This window comes from Stenotrophomonas sp. CS3K5 (genome assembly GCF_059515225.1).
In genome coordinates this window covers 110,295-131,815 of the sequence record NZ_JCAKRX010000011.1, presented here as the reverse complement: position 1 = coordinate 131,815, position 21,521 = coordinate 110,295, and the positions used below count along the sequence as shown (strand labels likewise).

The 21,521-nt window shown below is 67.3% G+C and carries 19 protein-coding genes; 12 read left to right on the top strand and 7 right to left on the bottom strand.

The features are described from left to right. The first annotated feature begins 116 nt into the window (after window positions 1-116). The 9 genes from AC5YGJ_RS16145 (at window position 117) to hglS (ending at window position 10,893) form a co-directional block, all read left to right on the top strand. Window positions 117-1,589, top strand: coding sequence for a transglutaminase-like domain-containing protein (locus tag AC5YGJ_RS16145; protein ID WP_496187126.1), 1,473 nt, complete (start codon window positions 117-119; stop codon window positions 1,587-1,589). 51 nt (window positions 1,590-1,640) lie between these two features. After that, the gene (locus AC5YGJ_RS16140; RefSeq protein ID WP_496187125.1) at window positions 1,641-4,640 is read left to right on the top strand and encodes a TonB-dependent receptor; all 3,000 of its coding nucleotides are present in this window, start codon (window positions 1,641-1,643) and stop codon (window positions 4,638-4,640) included. Further along, window positions 4,628-6,214 carry a serine hydrolase domain-containing protein gene (locus AC5YGJ_RS16135; protein ID WP_496187124.1) on the top strand — a complete coding sequence of 529 codons (1,587 nt, stop codon included), beginning with the start codon at window positions 4,628-4,630 and terminating at the stop codon, window positions 6,212-6,214. Before AC5YGJ_RS16140 ends, AC5YGJ_RS16135 begins: the two co-directional genes overlap by 13 nt. Further along, on the top strand, window positions 6,147-6,860 hold the full coding sequence (locus tag AC5YGJ_RS16130; RefSeq protein ID WP_249842120.1) for a M15 family metallopeptidase: 714 nt from the start codon (window positions 6,147-6,149) through the stop codon (window positions 6,858-6,860). Before AC5YGJ_RS16135 ends, AC5YGJ_RS16130 begins: the two co-directional genes overlap by 68 nt. Window positions 6,861-6,924: 64 nt before the next feature. Further along, window positions 6,925-7,296 carry a hypothetical protein gene (locus AC5YGJ_RS16125; protein WP_496187123.1) on the top strand — a complete coding sequence of 124 codons (372 nt, stop codon included), beginning with the start codon at window positions 6,925-6,927 and terminating at the stop codon, window positions 7,294-7,296. A gap of 232 nt (window positions 7,297-7,528) precedes the next feature. Next, on the top strand, window positions 7,529-7,945 hold the full coding sequence (locus AC5YGJ_RS16120) for an EF-hand domain-containing protein (RefSeq protein ID WP_496187122.1): 417 nt from the start codon (window positions 7,529-7,531) through the stop codon (window positions 7,943-7,945). 84 nt (window positions 7,946-8,029) lie between these two features. Further along, window positions 8,030-8,782, top strand: a complete 753-nt coding sequence (locus AC5YGJ_RS16115) for an HAD family hydrolase (protein ID WP_309339721.1) — start codon at window positions 8,030-8,032, stop codon at window positions 8,780-8,782. 31 nt (window positions 8,783-8,813) lie between these two features. Beyond that, window positions 8,814-9,302: a hypothetical protein gene (locus AC5YGJ_RS16110; protein WP_249842116.1), complete on the top strand. Its 489-nt coding sequence runs from the start codon at window positions 8,814-8,816 to the stop codon at window positions 9,300-9,302. A gap of 229 nt (window positions 9,303-9,531) precedes the next feature. Next, window positions 9,532-10,893: a 2-oxoadipate dioxygenase/decarboxylase HglS gene (hglS, locus tag AC5YGJ_RS16105; protein WP_496187121.1), complete on the top strand. Its 1,362-nt coding sequence runs from the start codon at window positions 9,532-9,534 to the stop codon at window positions 10,891-10,893. 144 nt (window positions 10,894-11,037) lie between these two features. Here hglS and scpC read toward each other — a convergent pair whose 3' ends face one another. Next, on the bottom strand, window positions 11,038-12,552 hold the full coding sequence (gene scpC, locus AC5YGJ_RS16100) for a succinyl-CoA:acetate CoA-transferase ScpC (protein ID WP_249842114.1): 1,515 nt from the start codon (window positions 12,550-12,552) through the stop codon (window positions 11,038-11,040). Window positions 12,553-12,916: 364 nt separating this feature from the next. Here scpC and glnE point away from each other — a divergent pair, with 364 nt between their 5' ends. Then, window positions 12,917-15,712 carry a bifunctional [glutamate--ammonia ligase]-adenylyl-L-tyrosine phosphorylase/[glutamate--ammonia-ligase] adenylyltransferase gene (gene glnE, locus AC5YGJ_RS16095; protein WP_496187120.1) on the top strand — a complete coding sequence of 932 codons (2,796 nt, stop codon included), beginning with the start codon at window positions 12,917-12,919 and terminating at the stop codon, window positions 15,710-15,712. Between the two features lie 129 nt (window positions 15,713-15,841). On the opposite strand, the gene AC5YGJ_RS16090 is transcribed toward glnE, so the two are convergent. The 5 genes from AC5YGJ_RS16090 to AC5YGJ_RS16070 all read right to left on the bottom strand — a co-directional run bounded on the left by AC5YGJ_RS16090 (window position 15,842) and on the right by AC5YGJ_RS16070 (window position 19,220). Beyond that, a complete protein-coding gene (locus tag AC5YGJ_RS16090) occupies window positions 15,842-16,402 on the bottom strand; it encodes a queuosine precursor transporter (protein WP_496187119.1) in 561 nt (186 codons plus the stop codon). A 75-nt stretch (window positions 16,403-16,477) separates the two neighbouring features. Further along, a complete protein-coding gene (locus AC5YGJ_RS16085) occupies window positions 16,478-16,993 on the bottom strand; it encodes a hypothetical protein (protein ID WP_309339710.1) in 516 nt (171 codons plus the stop codon). 35 nt (window positions 16,994-17,028) lie between these two features. Then, window positions 17,029-17,880, bottom strand: coding sequence for a DUF2145 domain-containing protein (locus AC5YGJ_RS16080; protein ID WP_496187118.1), 852 nt, complete (start codon window positions 17,878-17,880; stop codon window positions 17,029-17,031). A gap of 48 nt (window positions 17,881-17,928) precedes the next feature. Continuing rightward, window positions 17,929-18,156 carry a hypothetical protein gene (locus AC5YGJ_RS16075; RefSeq protein ID WP_107232142.1) on the bottom strand — a complete coding sequence of 76 codons (228 nt, stop codon included), beginning with the start codon at window positions 18,154-18,156 and terminating at the stop codon, window positions 17,929-17,931. A gap of 104 nt (window positions 18,157-18,260) precedes the next feature. After that, window positions 18,261-19,220, bottom strand: a complete 960-nt coding sequence (locus AC5YGJ_RS16070) for a mitochondrial fission ELM1 family protein (protein WP_249842109.1) — start codon at window positions 19,218-19,220, stop codon at window positions 18,261-18,263. Window positions 19,221-19,346: 126 nt separating this feature from the next. Between AC5YGJ_RS16070 and AC5YGJ_RS16065 the strand changes: the two genes are divergently transcribed. Together AC5YGJ_RS16065 and AC5YGJ_RS16060 are read left to right on the top strand one after the other, a co-directional pair. Beyond that, on the top strand, window positions 19,347-19,937 hold the full coding sequence (locus AC5YGJ_RS16065; protein ID WP_496187117.1) for a malonic semialdehyde reductase: 591 nt from the start codon (window positions 19,347-19,349) through the stop codon (window positions 19,935-19,937). An 86-nt stretch (window positions 19,938-20,023) separates the two neighbouring features. Next, window positions 20,024-20,740, top strand: a complete 717-nt coding sequence (locus tag AC5YGJ_RS16060; RefSeq protein ID WP_496187116.1) for a YceI family protein — start codon at window positions 20,024-20,026, stop codon at window positions 20,738-20,740. A 158-nt stretch (window positions 20,741-20,898) separates the two neighbouring features. Here the strand turns inward: AC5YGJ_RS16060 and AC5YGJ_RS16055 are convergent, their stop codons facing one another. Then, the gene (locus AC5YGJ_RS16055) at window positions 20,899-21,300 is read right to left on the bottom strand and encodes a hypothetical protein (protein ID WP_496187115.1); all 402 of its coding nucleotides are present in this window, start codon (window positions 21,298-21,300) and stop codon (window positions 20,899-20,901) included. Window positions 21,301-21,521: the final 221 nt, after the last annotated feature.

The window sequence follows — 21,521 nt, the reverse complement described above, 5'->3', positions numbered from 1 at the left end:
TCGAATGCCTTTTGGAATATTTATTCCTTTCGGCACAGAAAGCAAGAATAAATTATTGACCGGCATCCCGGCCCGTGTTACACAGCCATTACCACCCGCGCTGGGGAAGTGTCGCTGTGGATCCTGCCGTTCGCAAACCGCGTCTGCCTGCTGCTGCCGGCCTGTGTGCCGCGCTGCTGCTGTGGGCGTCGGCCACGCAGGCGGCCGATGGGCGCAGCAGCCAGCAGCGGGCGCGGCAGACGCAGGTGATCGACCTGATCGACAGCGGTCGCTTCAACGATGCCCAAGCCCTGCTGGCAACGGCGGGCGATGCTGCCGAAGGCGCCTTCCAGCGCGAACGCATGCGCCGCATCCGCCTGGATTTCAGCCTCGACGAAACCGCCGCCAAGGCCGCTGTGCGGCGCTGGATTCCCGATCTGAGCGACGAAGAATTCGCGCGCTGGGACCAGCTCGGCCTGATCGAACACCTCGATATCGATGGCACGCGCGGGTACTTCAAGCGCGCTCCGTCGAACCTGTTCCTGCTCAGCGACGAAGCACGCGCGCGGCGCCGCGCAGATGCACCGATGCCGCCTCCGGGGCCCAACGAAGTGCTCAATGCGCACCACGCGCGCGTGCTTGCTGCGGCCGAACACAGTGGCCGGGTGTCGGTGCTGCCGCAGCGCATTGAGTTCACCCAATCGCTCACGGTGAAGGCCGATGCCGTGCCGGCCGGCGAGACCCTACGCGCCTGGATTCCGTACCCGCGCGAGATTCCCGGCCAGCAGGAGCAGGTGCAGTGGCTGGGCAGCACGCCGGGCAAGGCACGCGTGGCTCCGGCCAGTACCTTGCAGCGCACCGCCTACCTGGAAGCCAAGGCCGTAGCCGGCAAGCCGACCCGCTTCGAGATCCGCTACGCAGCGACGATCTTCGCCCGGCATACCGCGATCGATCCGGCCAAAGTGCAACCGACCCCGGCCGATCCAGCCTTGAAGCCCTATCTGGCCGAGCAGCTGCCACATGTGCGCTTCACCCCGGCGCTGAAGCTGTTCTCCGACCAGGTGCTGCAGGGCGAGACGCGCCCCCATGAAGTGGTGCGCAAGCTCTTCGCGGCGGTCGACCGCATTCCCTGGGCCGGTGCACGCGAATACTCCACGATCAGCAACATCAGCGATTACGCCTTGCGCGCTGGCCATGCCGACTGCGGGCAGCAGACCCTGCTGCTGATCGCGCTGCTGCGCCTGAACGGCATTCCCGCGCGCTGGCAGTCGGGCATGGTGTTCTCCGACGATGGCAGTGGTTACAACAACCTGCATGACTGGGGGCAGGTCTATCTGGCGCCGTACGGTTGGCTGCCGATGGATGTAACCACCGGCGCGCTGGCCAGCGATGTGCCGGCCCTGCGCGATTTCTACCTGGGTGGCCTCGATGGCTACCGCATCGCCTTCAACGATGATTTCGGCCAGCCCTTCGTGCCGGCCAAACAGCACTACCGCTCGGAAACGGTCGACTCGCAGCGCGGCGAGGCCGAGTGGGCAGGCGGCAACCTGTACTTCGACCAATGGAGCTACGACTTCCAGTGGCGGGTACTGCCAGCCAGGCAACGCTAGCGCGACACCTCGCATTCCACACCATTCAATTCTTGCAGGAGAGAGCAGGGGATGAAGGCTTACAGCATCAAGCGGGCGGCGTTGTGCGTCGCCCTTGGGGCGTGTCTGGGCGTGATCGCGCCCAGCGCATTCGCACAGGATGGTTCAGTGGTCGGCCGGCTGGTCAGCGATGCCGGCCAGGTACCGGCCGGTGCCACGGTGACCGTACGCAACCCGGCAACGGGCTTCGTACGCTCCGTGCAGGCCGAAGCCAACGGCAGCTACCGCATTCCGCTGCTGCCCGTCGGCACCTATGACATGGAGGTGAGCCTGCCGGGTGGAGGCGCCAGCCGTGTCGGCCAGGTGACGGTCAGTCTCGGCAGCGCGACCACGGTGAACGTGCCGCTGGGTGCGGTCAGTACCCTGGGCACGGTCGAAGTGCGGGCGCCGCAGGTGGTGTCGATGGTGGATGTGAAGTCCACCGAGTCGGCCACCAACATCACCCGCGAGGAGCTGTCGCGCCTGCCAGTGGACCGTGACATCACCGCGGTGGCGCTGCTCGCGCCGGGCGCGGTGAAGGGCAAGGGGTCGCTGGGCGGGCAGGGCATTTCCTTCGGCGGTTCGTCGGTGGCCGAGAACACCGTCTACATCAATGGCCTGAACGTCACCGACTTCTACAACCGGGTCGGCTTCTCGTCGGTACCGTTCTCGTTCTACCAGGAATTCCAGGTCAAGACGGGCGGCTACTCGGTGGAGTTCGGGCGCAGCACCGGCGGTGTCATCAATGCGGTGACGCGTTCGGGCAGCAATGATTTCAAGGCGGGTGCCGAGCTGGTGTTCGAGCCTCGCGCGTGGCAGTCGCAGGCACGCGACCGCTACGACGGCAATGGCAGCCGCTACATCACCGCCAGCCGCGACGACTACAGCCGCAGTGCGCTGAACGTGTTCGCCTCCGGTGCGCTGGTGCAGGATCGACTTTTCTTCTTCGGCATGTACGAAGCGCGCGACTACCGCCCTACCTCGACCAACGACGCCGGTACGCGCCTGAGCCAGGGCAAGGCCGATGATCCGTTCTGGGGCGGCAAGATCGACTGGCAGATCACGGACAACCAGATGTTGTCGCTGTTCGGTTTCTCGGACAAAAGCAAGACGCTCACCGATGTCTACGCCTACGACTACGCCACGGGGCAGACCGTGGGCGAGCGCAGCAACCAGATCTACAACACGGTGGGCGGCAAGAACTGGTCCGGCACCTACAGCTGGCAGGTCAACAACGACCTGACCATGAAGCTGATGTATGGCGAGAACAAGCGCAACCGTGCGCAGAGCTCGTTGATGGACGAGAACTGCAACCGCGTGTTCGACAACCGCACCGCCAGCCAGGGCGTGCCGCCCTCGCTGCAGGGTGACCGCAGCTGCACCAGCAGTTCGCAGCTCGAATCCGCACTGGACACCCGCAAGGCTGCGCGCGCCGATTTCGAATGGACGCTGGGCAACCATCTGCTGCGGTTTGGCCTGGATCGGGAAGAGAACACGTCCGACTACAGCCGCGCCTATCCCGGGCCCGGCGGCCTGCGCTATGACATCTACGCCCGCACGCCCGGTAGTTCGCTCAACGGCGGCGTCGTGCCGGCCAGTGGCCTGGTGGCGCGCACCCGTCGTTATGAAGTGGAGGGTGCCTTCGAGACGATCAACTCGGCCTACTACCTGGAAGACAACTGGCAGGTGACGCCGAATCTGCTGCTGAACATGGGCCTGCGCCTGGAAGCCTTCGACAACAAGGGCGGCGACGGCAGCAGCTACATCAAGATCGACGACATGCTGGCCCCACGCCTGGGATTCTCCTGGGACGTGCGCGGCGACGGCACCACCAAGGTGTTCGGCAACCTGGGCCGCTACTTCCTGCCGGTGGCCAATGTCATCAACATCAAGCAGGCCGGTGGATTCCTCGACGAACGCACCTGGTATGAGTTCCTTGGCTATAGCGGAGCGACCAACAACATCCCGAACCTGGGCGCGCAGATCGGCCCGGTGGACAATTCTCAGGGCGACGGCAGCGTGCCGGACCTGCGTGCGGAAGTGAACCGGGACATGGACCCGGTGTACCAGGATGAGGCGATCCTGGGCTTCCAGCAGATGATCAACGAGGCCTGGTCGGTCGGTGCCAGCGTGACCTACCGCCGGCTGCACAACGCCATCGATGACATGAACATCACCGCGACCGGGCAGTGTGGCGCCATCGACGGGGTGTGGATCATGGGCAATCCGGGCCGGACCAATACCGTATGGGGTGACACCGACTGTGACGGCAGCAATGACGGCTGGATCAGCATCGACACCTCGAAGGAAGGCTGGGCGCTGTACGACGACAACGGCAACTACGTCGGCCAGCGCGGCTGGGTCAAGCCCAAGCGCGACTACAAGGCACTGGAGCTGCAGGTCGACCGCGCCTGGGACGGCAAGTGGGGTTTCAACGCGTCCTATACGCTCGCATACGGTCGCGGCAATGCAGAAGGCCCGGTCAACTCCGATACTGACTTCGCCGATGCCGGGCGTACCGAGAACTTCGACAATCCGTGGGTGAACTACCGCGGCTACGGCTATCTGGCCAACGACCGCCGCCACCAGTTCAAGTTCCGTGGCAGTTATGCCTTGACCGAGAACCTGAGTGTAGCCGCTACGCTGGGCGTGCAGTCGGGCAGCCCGATCACGCGCTTTGGCGCCGGCAACCCGTTCGACGACACCGATTTCCACAGCTACTACGTGTGCGTGTCCAACTGCCAGGCGACGGTTCCGTCCCAGCGCGTGTTCGTGCATTCCCCACGCGGTGGCGACGGGCGTACGCCGTGGACCTACGATCTGGACGTGAGCGTGTCGTACAAGGTGCCGATCCCCACCGACCTGCGCCTGAAGCTGGCGGTGTACAACGTGCTCAACCAGCAGCGCGTGGTGACCGTGGACCAGGACTACGAACCGCAGGACAGCATCGGTACGCTCAACCCGCTGTACCGCTACGGTACAGGGTTCCAGTCACCGCGCTATGCGCAGTTGACCGTGACATGGGCCTACTGAAACCTGTCCGGCATGCACGACGCTGCGTCTGCGTGGCGGCGTGGGCGGTGTTCCCGATTGCGGCGGCGCAGACGACCACGACCGCCTCCATCGATGCCGACGTCGCGGCCATCGTCCAGCACGAGCACCTGCCCGGGCTGGCCATGGCCGTGGTCGATCACGGGCAGGTGGTCTACCAGCACGCCGATGGCATGCGCGGCGATGGTGGCCACATCGATCAGGACACGCTGTTCAAGATCGCCTCCAACAGCAAGGCGATGACCGCCGCGCTGCTGGCGCGGCTGGTGCAGCAGGGCCGGCTGCGCTGGGATGATCCGGTGCAGCGGCACCTGCCAGGTTTCCGCATGCATGACGCGTGGGTGGGCCAGCAGATGCAGGTGCGCGACCTGCTGATCCACAACAGCGGCCTCGGCCTGGGCGCGGGTGACCTGATGCTGTGGCCGGAGCCGAACGCATTCACCCGCGCCGACATCATTGCCGGTCTGGCGCACCTGAAGCCGGTCAGCAGCTTCCGCAGCCGCTATGCCTACGACAACCTGATGTATGTGGTGGCCGGCGAAGTGGCGGCCGCTGCCGGTGGCAAGCCGTACGACCAGCTGATGCGCGAGCAGGTGTTCGAGCCGCTCGGCATGGACCGTTGCCAGGTCGGGGCATGGCCGGTGAAGCAGGTGGGCAACGTGGCCCAGCCGCATGCCTGGCGCGCGGGCCGCAACGTGGTGGTGAACGCCGATGGTGAAACCAGCCCCGACCTGACGTCGATGGCCGCCGGCGGCATCCGCTGTTCCCTGCGTGACATGACGCGTTGGATGCAGGTGCTGCTGGAGCCTTCCCTGGTCCCTGATTGGCTCAATGCTGAGCAGCGCCGCACGCTGTGGACCCTGCACATGCCGATGCCGCTGGGCGAACGCCAGCGGCGCTGGGACAACGCGCACTTCTACGGCTACGGCTATGGCTGGCGGGTGTCGGACATGGACGGGCAGTGGAAGGTGGCGCACACCGGCACGCTGTCGGGCATGTACTCGTCGCTGGCCCTGCTGCCCGACCGCAAGGTGGGCGTGGTGATGCTGATCAACGGCGAGGGCGAGGACGCACGCACGGCGCTGATGCAGGCGCTGCTGAAGCGCCTCACCGCTCCGCATGATGCGCGCCCGGCCGAGGCCTATCTGGCCGAACTGAAGACCGAGCAGGCCACGCGGGCAGCATCGGGCCATCAGCGACCTGTGACGTCCCCGGCGCAGGCGGCGCGCGCGGTCGATCTGCCGCGCTGGCAGGGCCGTTACCGCGATCCCTGGCTGGGGCCGGCCTCGCTGTGCCCGGGCAAGGACGGCCTGCGTTTCAGCGTGGACAAGTCGCCGAAGCTGCAGGGCGCCGTGCTGCAACAGCAAGGACGCTGGCTGCTGCGCTGGGATACGCTGGGCGACGAAGCGCAGGCATGGCTGCAACCGGGCGAAGGCCCGGTGCCGACGCTGGACCTGCGCGCCATCGATCCGGACATCGACTTCAGCTATGACTTCCAGGACCTGCATTTCACTCGTACTGGCGATTGCCCTGGCCGCGACCGCCCACGCCGCTGAGCCACCCCGCGTTTCGCCGGCCACCGATGCGGCGGAGGCTGGGCTGGTGGAGATCGGCACGCTGTCGCCGCACATCGAGATGGATATCCGCTATGCGACGGCGAACAACTTCACCGGTGCGCGCGTCCCCGGCTACGAGGCGCCGTCCTGCTATCTGCTGGCGCCGGTCGCCAAGGCACTGGCCCAGGTGGAGCAGGACCTGCGCGCGCAGGGCTTCGGCCTGCGTGTTTACGACTGCTATCGACCGGTGCGTTCGGTGCAGGCTTTCATGGCCTGGGTGAACGATCCGAACGAGCGCTCTCGCAAGGCGGTGCAGTATCCAGACCTGGAGAAGCCGCGCCTGCTGGCCGACGGCTATATCGCCGAGCGCTCCGGTCACAGTCGCGGTGCCACCGTAGATCTGGGGTTGCTGGATTGCCGCAGCGGTGGTTGTACGGTGCTGGAGATGGGCACCGACTTCGATTTCTTCGGCCCGCGTGCGCATACGCAGACGACCGGCCTGAGTGAAGCACAGCAGGCGAACCGCCAGCAGCTGGTGCGGGCGATGGCGCGGCGCGGCTTTGTGAACTATCCGCAGGAGTGGTGGCACTACACGTTCCAGCCCGAACCGGACCCCGGCACCGCCTACGACGTTCCCGTGCGGTAGGGGCGACACGGTAGTGCCGGGCGATACCCCTTACACTGGCCGCCTTCCCACCGCTGCCCACCCGATGAACCTTCCCCTGCACTTCGGCCTGCTCGGTACCCTGGAAGCGGGCGCCATCGCTCTGCTGGTCGGCCTGCTGGTGTACCTGCTGTGGTCGCGGTTGTGCCGGCTGCTGCACTGGCCGATGCGCCATGCGATTGGCTGGTCCTGCGTCATCTCGGTGGTGATCTCGGCGGGCATCGATGCGTGGAAGCTGTTCTACATGGGCATCGTGCGCCTGGAATCACCGCTGTACGCGCGCATCTTCCTGTCCACCATCCACGATCCGAACGAACTGGGCAGCCGCGTGGTGCTGGAAATTGCCGGCGCGCTGGCCGGTGTGGCATTGGGATGGGTGATGTTCAGTTCGCGGTCATCGGAAAAAACCGTCGACTGACGCAGGTTTTTCGTTGGCACCCGGTTAAATCCGGGCGCACTGAATGCGCATCTTATGAGCCACTCACCCGGCCCTAACCAGCGCACTAATGCATGCGCGCGGGCCAGTGGTTAATCGCGCGTGTGGGCGCCGGTCGCAGCGCAAAATCGATTCAGAAAGGCGGTGGCAGGGTAGGTGCCGTGCGGAGACAACAGGCCGCGCAACACCACCCAACAGGTAGGAGACACCCCTGATGACTATTCGCAACCGCAAGCCCCTGATCGCCCTGATCGTCGCCGCCGGCAGCGTACTGGCCATTCCGGCGATGGCGCAGTCGGCCAAGCAGCAGGCCGCGCAGGCGCAGAACGAGGCCGCGCAGGCCCAGCAGGCAGCCGCGCAGGCGGGTCAGGCTGCTGACCAGGCGACCAATGCGGCCGCTTCGGCATCGGCGCAGGCCAATGGCGGTGGCCAGACCTGGGCCAGCATCGATACCGATGGCAACGGCACCATCAGCAAGACCGAGGCGCAGGTGAACGCGGGTCTGGCACAGGTGTTCGACCAGGCCGACAGCAACAAGGACGGCGAGTTGAGCGCCGATGAGTACAAGGCCTACGTGGCCGCCCAGCAGGCAGGTGCGGGCGGCGCTGCGCAGGGCGCGCAGGGCAGGTAACACCTGCATCGGGGCGTATGGGAACCCGGGCGGCTTCGGCCGCCCGGGTTTTTCTCGTCACCATGGCCCCTGTATCCTTGACCGATGAATACCTCCACGCCTGCGCCGTCGCGCGCCATCGGCCTGGTCGGTTTTGACGGTGACGATACGCTGTGGAAGAGCGAGGACTACTACCGCAAGGCCGAGCAGGATTATCTTGACCTGCTGTCGCGCTACGTCGACGTGCATGACACCCAGACCGCGCGCCACCTGCTGGAAGTGCAGCAGCGCCACCTGGGTACTTTCGGCTACGGCGTGAAGAGCATGACCCTGTCGATGATCGAAGCGGCCATCGACATCACCGGCCAGCGCATCGAAGCCAAGGACATCCAGCGCATCCTCGATATCGGCCATGCCACCCTGGGGCATCCGGTCGAGTTGATCGACGGTGTGCGCGAAGCGGTGGCGGCCATCGCCGAGCACTACCCGGTGGTGCTGATCACCAAGGGCGATCTGTTCCATCAGGAAGCCAAGATCAAGGTCGCCAACCTGGCCGAGCTGTTCCCGCGCATCGAGATCGTCTCCGAGAAGGATCCGGAAACCTACGCCCGCGTGCTGTCCGAGTTCGACCTGCCGATGCAGCGCTTCGTGATGGTCGGCAACTCGCTGCGTTCGGATATCGAGCCGGTGGTCACCCTCGGTGGCTGGGGCGTGCATACGCCGTACGCGGTGACCTGGGCGCACGAGACCCAGCACGGCGTGGCCGACGACGAGCCGCGCATGGTCACCGCGGACAGTGCCCACGATTGGCCGGCCGCGCTGGCCGCGATCGAGGCCAAGGCCGCTGCTGCGGCCTGACAGGAACGGGCGGCTGCGGCAGAATCGGGCCATGAACCTGCGACTGCGCGCACTGCTGTTGTCCCTGCTGCTGGCGCCGGCCACCGTGCTGGCCCAGCAGACCGCCGAGCGTTCGGCCGCGTATGAGGTGGAGACCGGCGACAGCTGGGTGGATGACCAGCTGCAGGACATCAACCATTACGCCGAACGCTACCCCGACGCCTTCCTTGACGAAGTGTCGCGCTATGCGGGCGTGCCACGCGGCTACATCAGCGCGCTGTTCACCACGCATGGCTGGCAGGCCGGGGACATCTATTTCGCCTGTTTCTGGGCCAAGGCCAGTGGCCAGACCTGCCGCGACAGCGTGCGTGCGTTCAGCCAGAACCCGGAGGGCGGCTGGGAGGCGGTGGTGAAGCGGATGCCGGTGAAACCGCAGAACGTGCATGTGCGCGCCGTACGCCATGCCATCGTGGCCAGCTACCAGCACTGGGACCGGCCGATCACCCTGGATGCCACCCTGAAGCGTCAGCTCAACCGGTAATGCCGGGCCGCGTCCGGTGGGTGCGAACCTTGGTTCGCACGGAACGGCCAGGGGCCGGTGCAGAAGCACTGCGAACCAGGGTTCGCACCTACCAGGAGCAGTCCAGGGGTTGCCGGCCAGCGGCCGGCACTACCGGTTTGCTTCATGTTGCTCTGCATATCGCCGCCGCCCCGCGCTCCGGCGACAATACGGGCCCGAGCTGTTCCCCGTTCCCGTAATCGAGTGACTGATGAGCGCCTCTTTCGTTTCGCCTGATGTGATCCGCCGCCTGTTCGCGCAGGCCATGTCCCGCATGTACCGCACCGAAGTGCCGCTGTACGGCACGCTGGTGGAACTGGTGGAGCGGATCAACGCGCAGGTGCTGGCCCAGGACCCGGCGCTGGCCGCGCAGCTGCAGCGCAACGACGAGCGCGCGCGCCTGGATGAAGAGCGCCATGGCGCCATCCGCGTTGGCACCGTGCAGGAACTGGCCACGCTGCGCCGCCTGTTCGCGGTGATGGGCATGTACCCGGTGGGCTACTACGATCTGTCGGTGGCCGGTGTGCCGGTGCATTCCACCGCGTTCCGCCCGCTCACCGGCGCCGCGCTGGCGCAGAACCCGTTCCGCGTGTTCACCTCGCTGCTGCGCCTGGAGCTGATCGAAGACGAAGCGCTGCGTGCCGAATCGGCAACGATCCTTGCCCGCCGGCGCATCTTCACCGACGGCGCGCTGGCGCTGATCGAGCAGGCCGAGCGTGACGGTGGCCTGTCACAGGCCGATGCCGAGCGCTTCGTCGATGAAGCGCTGGAGACCTTCCGCTGGCATGGTGATGCCACCGTCGACCTGCCGACCTACCACGCCCTGCACAACGCGCACCGCCTGGTGGCCGACGTGGTGAGCTTCCGTGGCCCGCACATCAACCACCTGACCCCGCGTACGCTGGACATCGATGCCGCGCAGACTGCGATGATCGAGCATGGCATGGCGGCCAAGGCGGTGATCGAAGGCCCGCCGCGCCGTGCCTGCCCGATCCTGCTGCGCCAGACCAGCTTCAAGGCGCTGGAAGAGGCCGTGCACTTCCCGGACAGCGAAGGCGGCGATGCCGGCACCCATACCGCGCGCTTCGGCGAGATCGAGCAACGCGGCCTGGCGCTGACCCCGAAGGGCCGCGCGCTGTACGACCAGCTGCTGTCGCAGGCACGCGATGCCGGTGGGGCCGGCAGCTCCGGTGGCGACTACGGCCAGCGCCTGCAGGCGGTGTTTGCCAGTTTCCCGGATGACCACGACACCCTGCGCCAGGAAGGGCTGGGCTACTACCGCTACCAGCTGACCGAGGCTGGCCGCGCCGCTCCGGAGCGCGTGGCCGATCTGCCTGCCGAAGTGCTGGTGGCCGCGGGCCTGGCCACGGCCGACCCGATCGTCTACGAAGATTTCCTGCCGGTCAGTGCCGCGGGCATTTTCCAGTCGAACCTGGGCGGCGAGGAGCAGCGCGCCTATGCCGCGCATGCCAACCGCGAGGCCTTCGAACAGGCGCTGGGTGTGGCGGTGAATGACGAGTTCGAGATCTACGAGCGGCTGCAGGCCGAATCGCTGGCGGCGCTGCGCACCTGATCGGCACCGCTTGGGTGCGTGTGGTGGGTGCGGACCTTGGTCCGCACTGATGTATCCGGGCTCCAGAGCAGATGCAGTGCGGACCAAGGTCCGCACCCACCGGAAGCTGGTAGCGCCGGGCCATGCCCGGCGAACCGAGAATAATCAGCCCTTCATCGTGCCGGTATCCAGCCAACGCTGGTGCCACGACAGCGCTTCGGGCAGCAGGTGCGGGGTGTGCTTGCCGTAGCTCTCGCGGCTGGCACGGTCGAAGTAGTCCTGCAGCTGCGCGCGGAAATCCGGGTGCGCGCAGTTGTCGATCAGCACCTGCGCGCGCTTGCGCGGGGTCAGCCCGCGCAGATCGGCCAGGCCCTGTTCGGTGACGATCACCGACACGTCGTGCTCGGTGTGGTCGACGTGGCTGGCCATCGGCACGATTGCCGAGATGGTGCCGTTCTTGGCGGTGGACGGGCTCAGGAATGCCGACAGGAAACCGTTGCGGGCAAAGTCACCCGAACCGCCGATGCCGTTCATGATCCGCGTGCCCATCACGTGCGTCGAATTGACGTTGCCGTAGATGTCCACCTCGATCATGCCGTTCATGCCGATGCAGCCCAGGCGGCGCACCAGTTCCGGATGGTTGGAGATCTCCTGCGTGCGCATGATGATGCGCTCGCGGTAGAAATCGATGTGCTCCTTGAACGTCTCGTTGGCCTGCGGGCTCAGCGCAAAACCCGTGCACGAGGCATAGCTCAGCACGCCGTCGCGCAGCAGGTCGAGCATGCCGTCCTGGATCACTTCGGTGAACGCGGCCAGGTCGCGGAAACCACTCTTGGCCAGGCCGGCCAGCACCGCATTGGGAATATTGCCCACGCCCGACTGCAACGGCAGCAGGTTCGGCGGCAGGCGGCCCTTCTTCACTTCGTGCTGCAGGAACTCGATCAGGTGCGAGGCGATCTGTTCGCTGGTGGCATCGATCGGGCTGAACGGGCTGTTGCGATCCGGGCCGTTGGTGCGCACCACCGCCACGATCTTGTCCGGGTCGCAGCGCAGCGCGGTATCGCCGATGCGGTCGTTGGCGTTCACCAGCGGAATCGGCTTGCGGTGCGGCGGCAGCGCGGTGCCGTAGTAGATGTCATGCATGCCATCGACGCCGGCGGGCTGCCACTCGTTGACCTCGACGATCACCTTCTTCGCCAGGTCCAGCCAGGTCTTGTTGTTGCCCACCGAGGTGGAGGGCACCAGCGAACCGTCTTCGCGGATGGCCGACACTTCGATCACCGCGGTATCGATCTCGCCGTAGAAGCCGAACCACACGTGCTGGGCCACGTGGCTGAGGTGGATGTCGATGTAATCCAGCTTGCCCTCGTTGATGCGGTTGCGCGCATCCGGGTCGCTCTGGAACGGCATGCGCATGGCGATGCCATCAGCCTTGGCCAGCGCGCCATCGAGTTCCGGCGCGGTGGAGGCGCCGGTCATCAGTTTGATCTGGAAGGGGTTGCCCTGGGCGTGCACCGCTTCGATGCGGCGGGCCAGTTCGACGGGAACGGCCTTGGGATACCCGGAGCCGGTAAAGCCGCTCATGGCCACGGTTTCACCGGGCTGGATCAGCGCGGCTGCGGCCTCGGCGGAGACCACGCGGTCACGGAGACGCGCGTTGGCGATGCGATCAACAGACATGACGACAGTGTTTCTGGGGGGAAACCCGATTATCGGCCATCCTCATCCGTACGGGGGGTTCTACCTTCGTGGAATGGCTTTTCCCCGCAGGGCTCACCCATACCCACCGGTTTTGTTTTGCAGTGCAGCGTGCAAAGTGCTTTCGCAGCCCGCACGATGGCCCTGCATCCCGACGTGGGGGAGGGAGCAGAGCCCGCTGGCAGTTCGCTGCAAGCGGGCTTTTTTATTGCCTGTCGCCCAGAATGAATACGCGACCTCCATTACCGGTAGTGCCGGCCGCTGGCCGGCAACCCCAGCAACCTTCGGCAGGATCATCGGATTTGCCGGCCAGCGGCCCGCAGCACCGGGTCGATACAATCAGCCCATGACCCTCGCCCCCGCTGAACTGCCCGCCTCCCTGCAGCCCGTCGTCGACCGCGCGCTGTCGCGATTGACCCAGGTTTTGCCCGAGCCCGTCACGGTCGAGCTGCAGCCGCTGCTGATCCGGCTGGCCGTGGCCAGCGACTTCGCCCTCGATACGCTGGTGCGCCAGCCGGCCCTGCTGGCGCAGCTGGCTGCCCCCGGTTGCCCGCCGATCCCGGCGCCGGTGCTCGACCCGCTGCAGCCCAGCGACTGGCCGGCACAGCTGCGGCGTTGGCGTGCGGCGATGTCCACGCGGCTGATCTGGCGCGACCTGGCCGGTCTGGATGACGTGGCGCAGACCCTGGCCGGTGCCACCACCCTGGCCGAAGACTGCCTGCGGCTGGCGCTGGAGGCCCTGCAGCAGGAGTTCGCGCAGCGCCACGGCGTGGTCTGTGATGCCGAGGGCCACCCACAGCAGCTGGTGGTGTTCGGCCTTGGCAAGCTCGGCGGCGGCGAGCTGAACTTCAGTTCCGATATCGACCTGGTCTACGCCTACCCGCACGGCGGTGAATCCGACGGCCCGCGCGCACTGGCCGCCGAAGAGTATTTCGCCCGCCTCGGCCAGCGCCTGGCCAAGCTGCTGGACGAAACCACGGTCGATGGCTTCAGCCACCGCGTCGACCTGCGCCTGCGCCCGTTCGGCAGCGCTGGCCGCGTCGCACTTTCGTTTGCGGCGATGGACCAGTATTTCCAGCGCGAGGGCCGCGACTGGGAACGCTATGCCTGGTTGAAGGCGCGTGCAGTGGCCGGTGATATCGCTGCTGGTGAAGCATGGCTGCAGACCCTGCGCCCGTTCGTGTACCGGCGTTATCTCGATTTCACCGCGCTCGATGGCCTGCGCGAGATGAAGGCGGCGATCACCGCCGAGGTCGCGCGCCGCGAACTGCATGAAGACATCAAGCGTGGTGCCGGTGGCATCCGCGAGATCGAGTTCCTGTGCCAAGCGCTGCAGCTGATCCGTGGCGGCCGCGAGCCGGCGCTGCGTGAGCGCCGCCTGCTGGTGGCGCTGGAGGCACTGGTGGCCGCCGGGCAGATCGCGCCGGAGGATGGCAGCGCGCTGCGCGAGGCCTACCTGTTCCTGCGCCGCTTGGAAAACCGCCTGCAGATGCTGCGCGACGCGCAGACCCACGTGCTGCCCAGCGATGCCTTGGACCGCGAGCGCATCGCCATCGGCCTCGGCTACCCGGACTGGGACGTGCTGCGCGCGGCGCTGGCCGTGCAGCAGCAGCGGGTCAGTACCGAATTCGCCGCGCTGCTGGCACCGCGCAAAGGACAGGCCGCGCCTGACGCGCTAGCCAACTACTGGCGCAGCCTGCCCGACGGCAGCGATGCACCGCTGCTGGCCGAAGCCGGTTTCCTCGATGCCAACGGCGCCGACCAGTCACTGCGCGATTTCGCCCAGGGCACCGGCGTGAAGTCGTTGTCCGACGCTGCGCGCGCACGCCTGGACCGCGTGCTGCCGGCGCTGCTGCATGCGGCCACGCGCTCGCCGCAACCGGACGCAGCGCTCAAGCGCGTGCTCGGCCTGCTGCAGGCGGTGCTGCGCCGGACCAGTTATCTGGCGCTGCTGGACGAACAGCCGAGCGCGCTGGCGCGGCTGGTGGACGTGCTGGCGCGCAGCGCATTGCTGGCCGAACGGCTGGCGGCGTATCCGCTGCTGCTGGACGAACTGCTGGACGTGCGCGTGTCCGGGCCGATGCCGGATGCGGACGGCATGCTGGCCGAGTGCCGGCAGGTGCTCTCGGTGGAGGATCCCGAATCCGCGCTGCGCTGGCTCAACGAGACGCGGCTGGCGCTCAGCTTCCGCATGGCGATGGCCACGCTGGACGGCCGTCAGGGCGCGGTGGACAGCACCCGGCAACTGGCCGAGCTGGCACAGGCCGTCGTCATCACGGTGCTGGCGATGGCCGAGGCGGACATGCGCGCCGCGCACGGCGAGATTCCCGGCGGCCGCTTCGCGATCATCGGCTACGGCAGCCTGGGTGGTCTTGAACTGGGCTTCGGTTCCGATCTGGACCTGGTGTTCCTGCACGACAATCCGGCCGGGGTGGATGCCAGCGATGGCGCGCGCCCGCTGGAACCGGGGCGCTGGTATGCGCGCCTGGCACAGAAGGTGATGGCCCTGCTCGGTGCGGTCACCGCTGCCGGGCGCCTGTACGACATCGACGTGCGCCTGCGCCCGGATGGTGGCAAGGGTTCGCTGGTGTCTTCGCTGGCAAGCTACACCGAGTATCAGCGCGAACGCGCCTGGACCTGGGAACACCAGGCGCTGGTGCGTGCGCGTGGTGTGGCCGGTGATGCCAGCCTGCTGGCCGCCTTCGAGCAGGTGCGCGCGCAGACGTTGGGTCGCGAACGCGATCAGGCCACGCTGTTTGCCGATGTGTTGAAGATGCGCGGCCGCATGCGCACCGAGCTGGACCGAAGTGATGCCGCGCGGCTGGACCTGAAGCAGGGCGCCGGTGGCGTGGTGGACCTGGAGTTCCTGCTGCAGACCGGCGTGCTGGCGCGCAGCGCGCAGCATGCGGCGCTGCTGCAGCCGCGTGATACGCCATCATTGATCGATGCATTGGCCGTTACCGGTTTCCTGCCCGATGGCACTGCGCAGGCGCTGCACAGCGCACATGCCACGCTGCTGGAGGTGGGTTTGGCCTGCACGCTGGATCGGCGGCCACGTTTGGCAGCGACCACCCCGGCCATTGAAGAGGCCTGCGCGGCGATCACTTCGGCGTGCGTTGAGGCGGAGTTGCCGTTCGCCTGACCGGCAGCGATGGCTGGGCAATGGCCCGCTTCTGGTAGGTGCCAACCTCGGTTGGCACAGGCCCTCAGGGCTCATGACCCCGGCAAGAGCGTGCCGACCAACGGTCGGCACCTGCCAGAGCGATGGCGGTCAGCCGGCGGTGCGCAGCGGCGCCATCTTCCACAACAGCGCGCGGAACGGGGCCAGCAGGCACACGCCGATCGCCAGCTTCACCGCCAGGTCGCCGGCGGCCCAGCTCACCCACGGCAGCGCCGAACCGGCAAATGCGATCGACCAGAAGATCGTGGTGTCCACCGTCGCACTGCAGGTGGTGGCCACCATCGGCGCGCGCCACCAGCTGCCACGGCGCAGGCGGTCGAACACGGTGATGTCCAGCAGCTGCGCCACGATGAACGCCGAGCACGAGGCCATGGCAATACGCGGGGTGGCCACCCACACCGACAACACCACCGCCACCAGGAAACCAATCCACGCCACGCGGCGCGCCGGGCCCGGGCCGAAGCGGCGGTTGATCAGGTTGCTGACCAAAAACGCCACCGGATAGCTGAAGGCACCCCAGGTCAGCCAGTCGTTGATCGGGTACTGCACCAGCACGTTCGACAGCAGCACCACCGCGCCCATCGCCAGCACCGCCAGCACCAGGGCGCGCGGGGTCAGCGGGGCAAACACAGGGGCAGGACGCACGGACATGGCGAGCCAGGGGGACAAGGGGAATTGCCCATTATCCGCCCGGCCCGCGGCAAAGCCAAAACCGGTCGTTCAGCTTTACAGCGCTTGGCTCATCACATCGCCGGCGGCGTAGGCGGTGGGTACGTAGGCCAGCGTCTGGCCCTGGGCGCCCTTCACGTTCCAGCCGGCACCGGCCGGGGTCGGCTCGAAACGCACCTGCTGGCCGACCACGAAGGCTGCCGTCGGATCCTGGTCCTTCGGCGTGACCGGCCAGTGCAGGGTGGCGGTCTGGTCGGCCTTGTCGGGCACCTGCAACTGCACCTTGCGCTCGCCCTGCGGCGTGGTTTCCACCTTCTTCACCTCCATCGGCGGCAGCGGCACCGCCTTGGTGCGGGTGGCCTTGCCGTGGCGCTCGCTGGCCTCGAACGGCGCCTTGGACAGCTCGGACAGGCCCATCGAGGCCGCCAGCGGCAACGACAGCACCACGAACGAAGTGACGATCACGCTGGCTTGGCTGCTGTTCAACTGCGGCGCAGCGCCGGCATGGACGGTGGGCACCAGCAGTGCGGACAGCAGCAGGGCGGACGCGGGAACGCGCAGGCAACGGAACATGCAGACCTCCAGGGAGCGAGGAAAAAGGAAAGGATTCAGGGCGCGGCGGCGGCAGCACCGGCCACCGGTACATGAGGGATCACCAGTTCCTGCTGCAGCTGGCTGCGCTGGTGCAGGAAGTCGAATACCGATTCCACTGTGACCACCGAGTAGTTGCCGGAGATGCGTTCGCCGGCGGGGTGGTCGGTGGTGGTGGCGTTGGCCACGAACAGGCGCGCACCCACGCGCTTGCCCAGGCCGATATGCAGCACGCTGGGCTGGTACTTGTGCTGGCGCAGCCACTGCTGGGCCTGTTCGCGCTTGACGATGGCCGGCGCGCCGTCGGCCTGGGCCATCGCCGCGGCCAGCACTTCCAGCACCCACTGGTTGGAGTTCTGGTAATCGGTGGCGAACGGATAGGCCACCACGTTGTACTTCGTTTCGTGCAGCGCCTTGGGCTGGATCGACGGCGCGGCCAGCATCGCCTTCAGTGCCGCACGCAACGCCGGCGAAGGGATGCCGATGCGCACATCGGTATGCCCCGCGCTTTCACCGACAAAGTTGCCCAGCCCCTCGTGGTACAGCTGCGAGCTGTCGGTCTTGCAGCGGTTGAGCAGGTGCATCGCGCGCCAGCGGCCGTCGTCCTCGCGCAGCAGGAAGGCCAGGTGGCTGTGGCGCAACCCGTAGCGGCTCAGGTCCTGGCCCCCGCGCGCGGCCACCACCACGTCCACCTCGGGCAGCGCGTCCAGGCGTTCGGCGGTGGTCCAGGCAACGTCCAGCATCGCCGCCTGCGACGCCACGCTGGGGTAGCGTTCGCGGCACTCGGTGCTGTTGGCCCAGGCCGGTGCAGTTGCCAGCAGGCTGGCGAACAGCAGCGCGGCGCGGGGCAGGCGATAGAAACGATCCATGTCGGTACCTTCAACGGCGGTCAGGGCCGCGCACTGATCATACGCCGGTCAGCGCAGCGGGCGGTCCACACCCTTGCGCTTGAGCTCGCGGTCGCAGGCCTCGCTGATCGGTGCCACCGGCAGTGGCGGGCGCTCGTCGCGCGGATTGCGCAGGGCCGGCTGCTCGCGGTACGCATCCAGCTGCTGCTGGCACTGGTAGGAAATCGGGTCCAGCTCGGTGGGCGCGGTGGAGCACGCGGCGAGCAGGGCCAGCGGCAGCAGAAGCAGGGTACGCATGGGGACATCCGGTCCAATGGGGGAAGCTGGACTCTAACCGTGCGGCCCGATCGAGATGTTCAAAAATCGCTGGGCGATCAGGTGGTGCCGGCCAGCGGCCGGCACTACCGTAGTGCCAGGCGCTGCTTTACCTCGGCGGCAATCCGCGCGGTTTCGCGCAGTGGTTCGATGCGCTCGTACTGCCAATCCAGCCACTTCGGCTGCAAGCGCCCGCGTTCGCGCAGCTGCTGCTGGAAGCGCGCCAGCCGCCCTTGCACGGTATCGGCCAGCGCCACCATCACCGGCATGCGCGTGGCGCAGGCTTCCGACAGCAGGTTCACCGAATCGGGCGATACCACTACGCGGTTGGCCCAGCCGAGCAGGCCGCCATATGGATTCACCCCGTCGCCGCCGTCGCCCCAGATCACGTGCGGCAGGTCGGCGAAGGTCGCGCGCAGGATCTCGGCCAGTGCCGGCGGCGTGCGTCGCGAGGTGGTGGCCAGCAGGCTGCCGCCTTCGCTGCGGATCTGCTCGGCCAGGGCGCGGAACACGCCGACCATCGCGGTCTCGTCCCACGGCGCCAGCGGCGTCGGGCCGCCCACCAGCAGTGCGGTGCGCGGGCCGGGCAGGGTGCTGAAGCCGGCGAACGCGGCGCGGCCCCAGGCCAGCCAGTCGTCGTCCACCGGGTTGAGGCTGCCGAGCAGGGTCAGCACGTTGCTGCCGCGCAGGCGGTCGTGCTCGGGCACCACCACCACATCCCAATGGCGCGCGCCCAGGCGCGGGTCAAGGATCTGCACCACCTGGCTGCCGCGTGCACGCAGCACGCGCAGGGCACCGGCGGCCTGGCGGCCACAGCCGATCGCCAATGCCGGCGGGTCGGCAGCCAGTGTCGCCAATGCCTCGCCATAGCCATTCACATCACCGGGCAGGCGGCGAGGTGACAGCCAGCGCCACGGTGCACGCGGCTGCAGGAGCAGCGGCCGATGGGTGCCCTGGCGCAGCGCCGAGGCCAGCGCGACCGCCTGGCGGACATTGCCCGCGCGGCCGTCGGTGACCGTCCAGGGCGCGCTCGATCGTTTCACCATTGGCATTAATTCGTTTCAGCCCTGCTGGGTGTTGCAACAGTCGCGACACTCTACACTGCGGCTCGTCGATTCGCCCCGCGCCGCCCGCGGGCACTGACTTCCCTTAGCCGCCCTGGAGATCCACCGATGTCCCACGCGCTTGACGCTGCCGCCCTGGACCAGCTGTTCCGTACCGCCCGCACCCAGAACGCCTTCCTCGACAAGCCGGTGTCCGACAGCCTGCTGCAGGAACTGTACGAGCTGGTGAAGTGGGGCCCGACCGCAGCCAACACCACCCCGGCCCGCTTCGTCTTCGTGAAGTCGGCCGAGGCCAAGGCCAAGCTGGCCCCGGCCCTGTCCGAAGGCAACCACGACAAGACCATGGCCGCCCCGGTCACCGTCATCATCGGTTTCGACCTGGATTTCCACGAGAAGCTGCCGTACCTGTTCCCGCACACCGATGCCAAGGCCTGGTTCGAGGGCCCGCGTGAAGGCCGCCACGAAGCCGCCATCCGCAACGGCAGCCTGCAGGGCGCCTACCTGATCCTGGCCGCGCGCGCGCTGGGCCTGGATGCCGGCCCGATGTCCGGCTTCGACAATGCCAAGGTGGACGAGGCGTTCTTCGCCGGCACCGCCATCAAGTCGAATTTCCTGGTCAACCTGGGTTACGGTGACTCGGCGGGCCTGTTCCCGCGTCTGCCGCGCCTGTCGTTCGAAGAAGCGGCGCGCATCGCGTAAGTCGCTGTATCGGTTTCGGGCCCGCCGTCCCGCGGCGGGCTCTTGCTGCACCGTGTACCCACCCTACGATCCGGAGAGTTCCTCAGATGAGCGCCACCCGTAAACTGCTGCTGCCGCTGGCCCTGACCCTGGCCATCGCCGCCTGCTCCAAGCCGGCCGATACCGCTGCCCCGGCCGCTGATGCTGCCGCCCCGGCCACCACCGAACAGGCCGCTGCCCCGGCTGCTGCGGCCGCCGATGCTGCCGCTGCCGCCCCGGCCGCCGAAGCGATCAAGATCGCCTCGGGCACCTACAAGCTGGACCCGAGCCACACCGACGTGCTGGCCCAGTGGAGCCACTTCGGCTTCTCCAACCCCAGCGCGCACTTCGGCAACGTGGAAGGCACCCTGGTGTACAACGCCGAAGACGTGACCAAGTCCACCGTGGAAGTGAAGCTGCCGCTGAGCGGCCTGAACAGCTTCACCGCCAAGTTCGACGAGCACCTGAAGAGCGCCGACTTCTTCGACGCCGCCAAGTTTGCTGATGCCACCTTCAAGAGCACCAAGGTGGAAGGGGCGGGCACCAACAAGCTGACCGTCACCGGCGACCTGACCATCAAGGGCATCACCAAGCCGGTCACCCTGGACGTCACCGTCAACGGCGGCGGCGAGCACCCGATGGCCAAGGTTCCGGCCGCCGGCTTCGATGCCACCACCACGCTGAAGCGCAGCGATTTCGGCGTCGGCGCCTATGCTCCGAACGTCAGCGATGAAGTGAAGATCCGCATCACCACGGAAGCCACTGGCGAAAAGCCGGCGGCTTGATGCACCCCGCTCACTCGTCGTGAGAAGGCAGAAGGCCCGCTGAAAAGCGGGCCTTCTTTTTTGCGCGCGGGCACATGCGCTTTGGTAGGTGCCAACCTTGGTTGGCATGCGACCAACCGGTGGGCCAACCAAGGTTGGCCGCTACCGGATACGCGCGTTCAGCGCAGCGCGCCCATCCACGCCACGCACGCCTCGCTCGGGCTCTGCTTGGCCTTCACCGTCAGCCCGCTCACGCGCACGAAGGTCTGCGCCGCCTGCGCCACCACCTGACGGGCGATCAACGCCGCCTGCTTGGTCGCGGCCTGCTGCTTGCGCAGCTGCACGATGTGCACCGACGGGCGGCCCACCGGCGCGTACTTCTGGTCGCGACGCAGCACATCGGCCACCTGCGCCACTTCGAACTCGGCCTGCAGGTAGCGGTGCTGCGCCTCCACCAGGTCGCGCAGCGGCGCGCGCAGCGCGGCGGTGTCGGTGAACGCGGCCAGCGCCGTGTCGCAGGCGGCATCATCGGCGAAGCGGATACGCAGCGCGTCCACGCTGGCCAGGGTCAGTTTGGCCATGTGGGCCTCGTTGCTGCAGGAAAGGAGCGCGATTGTCGCATTGCTTGCCGGCCCCTGCGTTGATCCGGGGCACTTTCGGCCTTCGTTGGATGGGGGGCGGGGCGCCGCCCCTGTAGCGCCGAGCCGATGCCCGGCTCATCGCGCGTAGCGCGGGGGATGGATCAATGGTGGCTGGGAGAGCAGCCGAGCGTGGGCTCGGCTCTACAATGGGCCGCTGTTTC

Coding starts and splice junctions, on each gene's coding strand:
- AC5YGJ_RS16140 (WP_496187125.1), top strand. CDS start 1,641: ATGAAGGCTTACAGCATCAAGCGGGCGGCGTTGTGCGTCGCCCTTGGG.
- AC5YGJ_RS16135 (WP_496187124.1), top strand. CDS start 4,628: ATGGGCCTACTGAAACCTGTCCGGCATGCACGACGCTGCGTCTGCGTG.
- AC5YGJ_RS16130 (WP_249842120.1), top strand. CDS start 6,147: ATGACTTCCAGGACCTGCATTTCACTCGTACTGGCGATTGCCCTGGCC.
- AC5YGJ_RS16125 (WP_496187123.1), top strand. CDS start 6,925: ATGAACCTTCCCCTGCACTTCGGCCTGCTCGGTACCCTGGAAGCGGGC.
- AC5YGJ_RS16120 (WP_496187122.1), top strand. CDS start 7,529: ATGACTATTCGCAACCGCAAGCCCCTGATCGCCCTGATCGTCGCCGCC.
- AC5YGJ_RS16115 (WP_309339721.1), top strand. CDS start 8,030: ATGAATACCTCCACGCCTGCGCCGTCGCGCGCCATCGGCCTGGTCGGT.
- AC5YGJ_RS16110 (WP_249842116.1), top strand. CDS start 8,814: ATGAACCTGCGACTGCGCGCACTGCTGTTGTCCCTGCTGCTGGCGCCG.
- hglS (WP_496187121.1), top strand. CDS start 9,532: ATGAGCGCCTCTTTCGTTTCGCCTGATGTGATCCGCCGCCTGTTCGCG.
- scpC (WP_249842114.1), bottom strand. CDS start 12,552: ATGTCTGTTGATCGCATCGCCAACGCGCGTCTCCGTGACCGCGTGGTC.
- glnE (WP_496187120.1), top strand. CDS start 12,917: ATGACCCTCGCCCCCGCTGAACTGCCCGCCTCCCTGCAGCCCGTCGTC.
- AC5YGJ_RS16090 (WP_496187119.1), bottom strand. CDS start 16,402: ATGTCCGTGCGTCCTGCCCCTGTGTTTGCCCCGCTGACCCCGCGCGCC.
- AC5YGJ_RS16085 (WP_309339710.1), bottom strand. CDS start 16,993: ATGTTCCGTTGCCTGCGCGTTCCCGCGTCCGCCCTGCTGCTGTCCGCA.
- AC5YGJ_RS16080 (WP_496187118.1), bottom strand. CDS start 17,880: ATGGATCGTTTCTATCGCCTGCCCCGCGCCGCGCTGCTGTTCGCCAGC.
- AC5YGJ_RS16075 (WP_107232142.1), bottom strand. CDS start 18,156: ATGCGTACCCTGCTTCTGCTGCCGCTGGCCCTGCTCGCCGCGTGCTCC.
- AC5YGJ_RS16070 (WP_249842109.1), bottom strand. CDS start 19,220: ATGGTGAAACGATCGAGCGCGCCCTGGACGGTCACCGACGGCCGCGCG.
- AC5YGJ_RS16065 (WP_496187117.1), top strand. CDS start 19,347: ATGTCCCACGCGCTTGACGCTGCCGCCCTGGACCAGCTGTTCCGTACC.
- AC5YGJ_RS16060 (WP_496187116.1), top strand. CDS start 20,024: ATGAGCGCCACCCGTAAACTGCTGCTGCCGCTGGCCCTGACCCTGGCC.
- AC5YGJ_RS16055 (WP_496187115.1), bottom strand. CDS start 21,300: ATGGCCAAACTGACCCTGGCCAGCGTGGACGCGCTGCGTATCCGCTTC.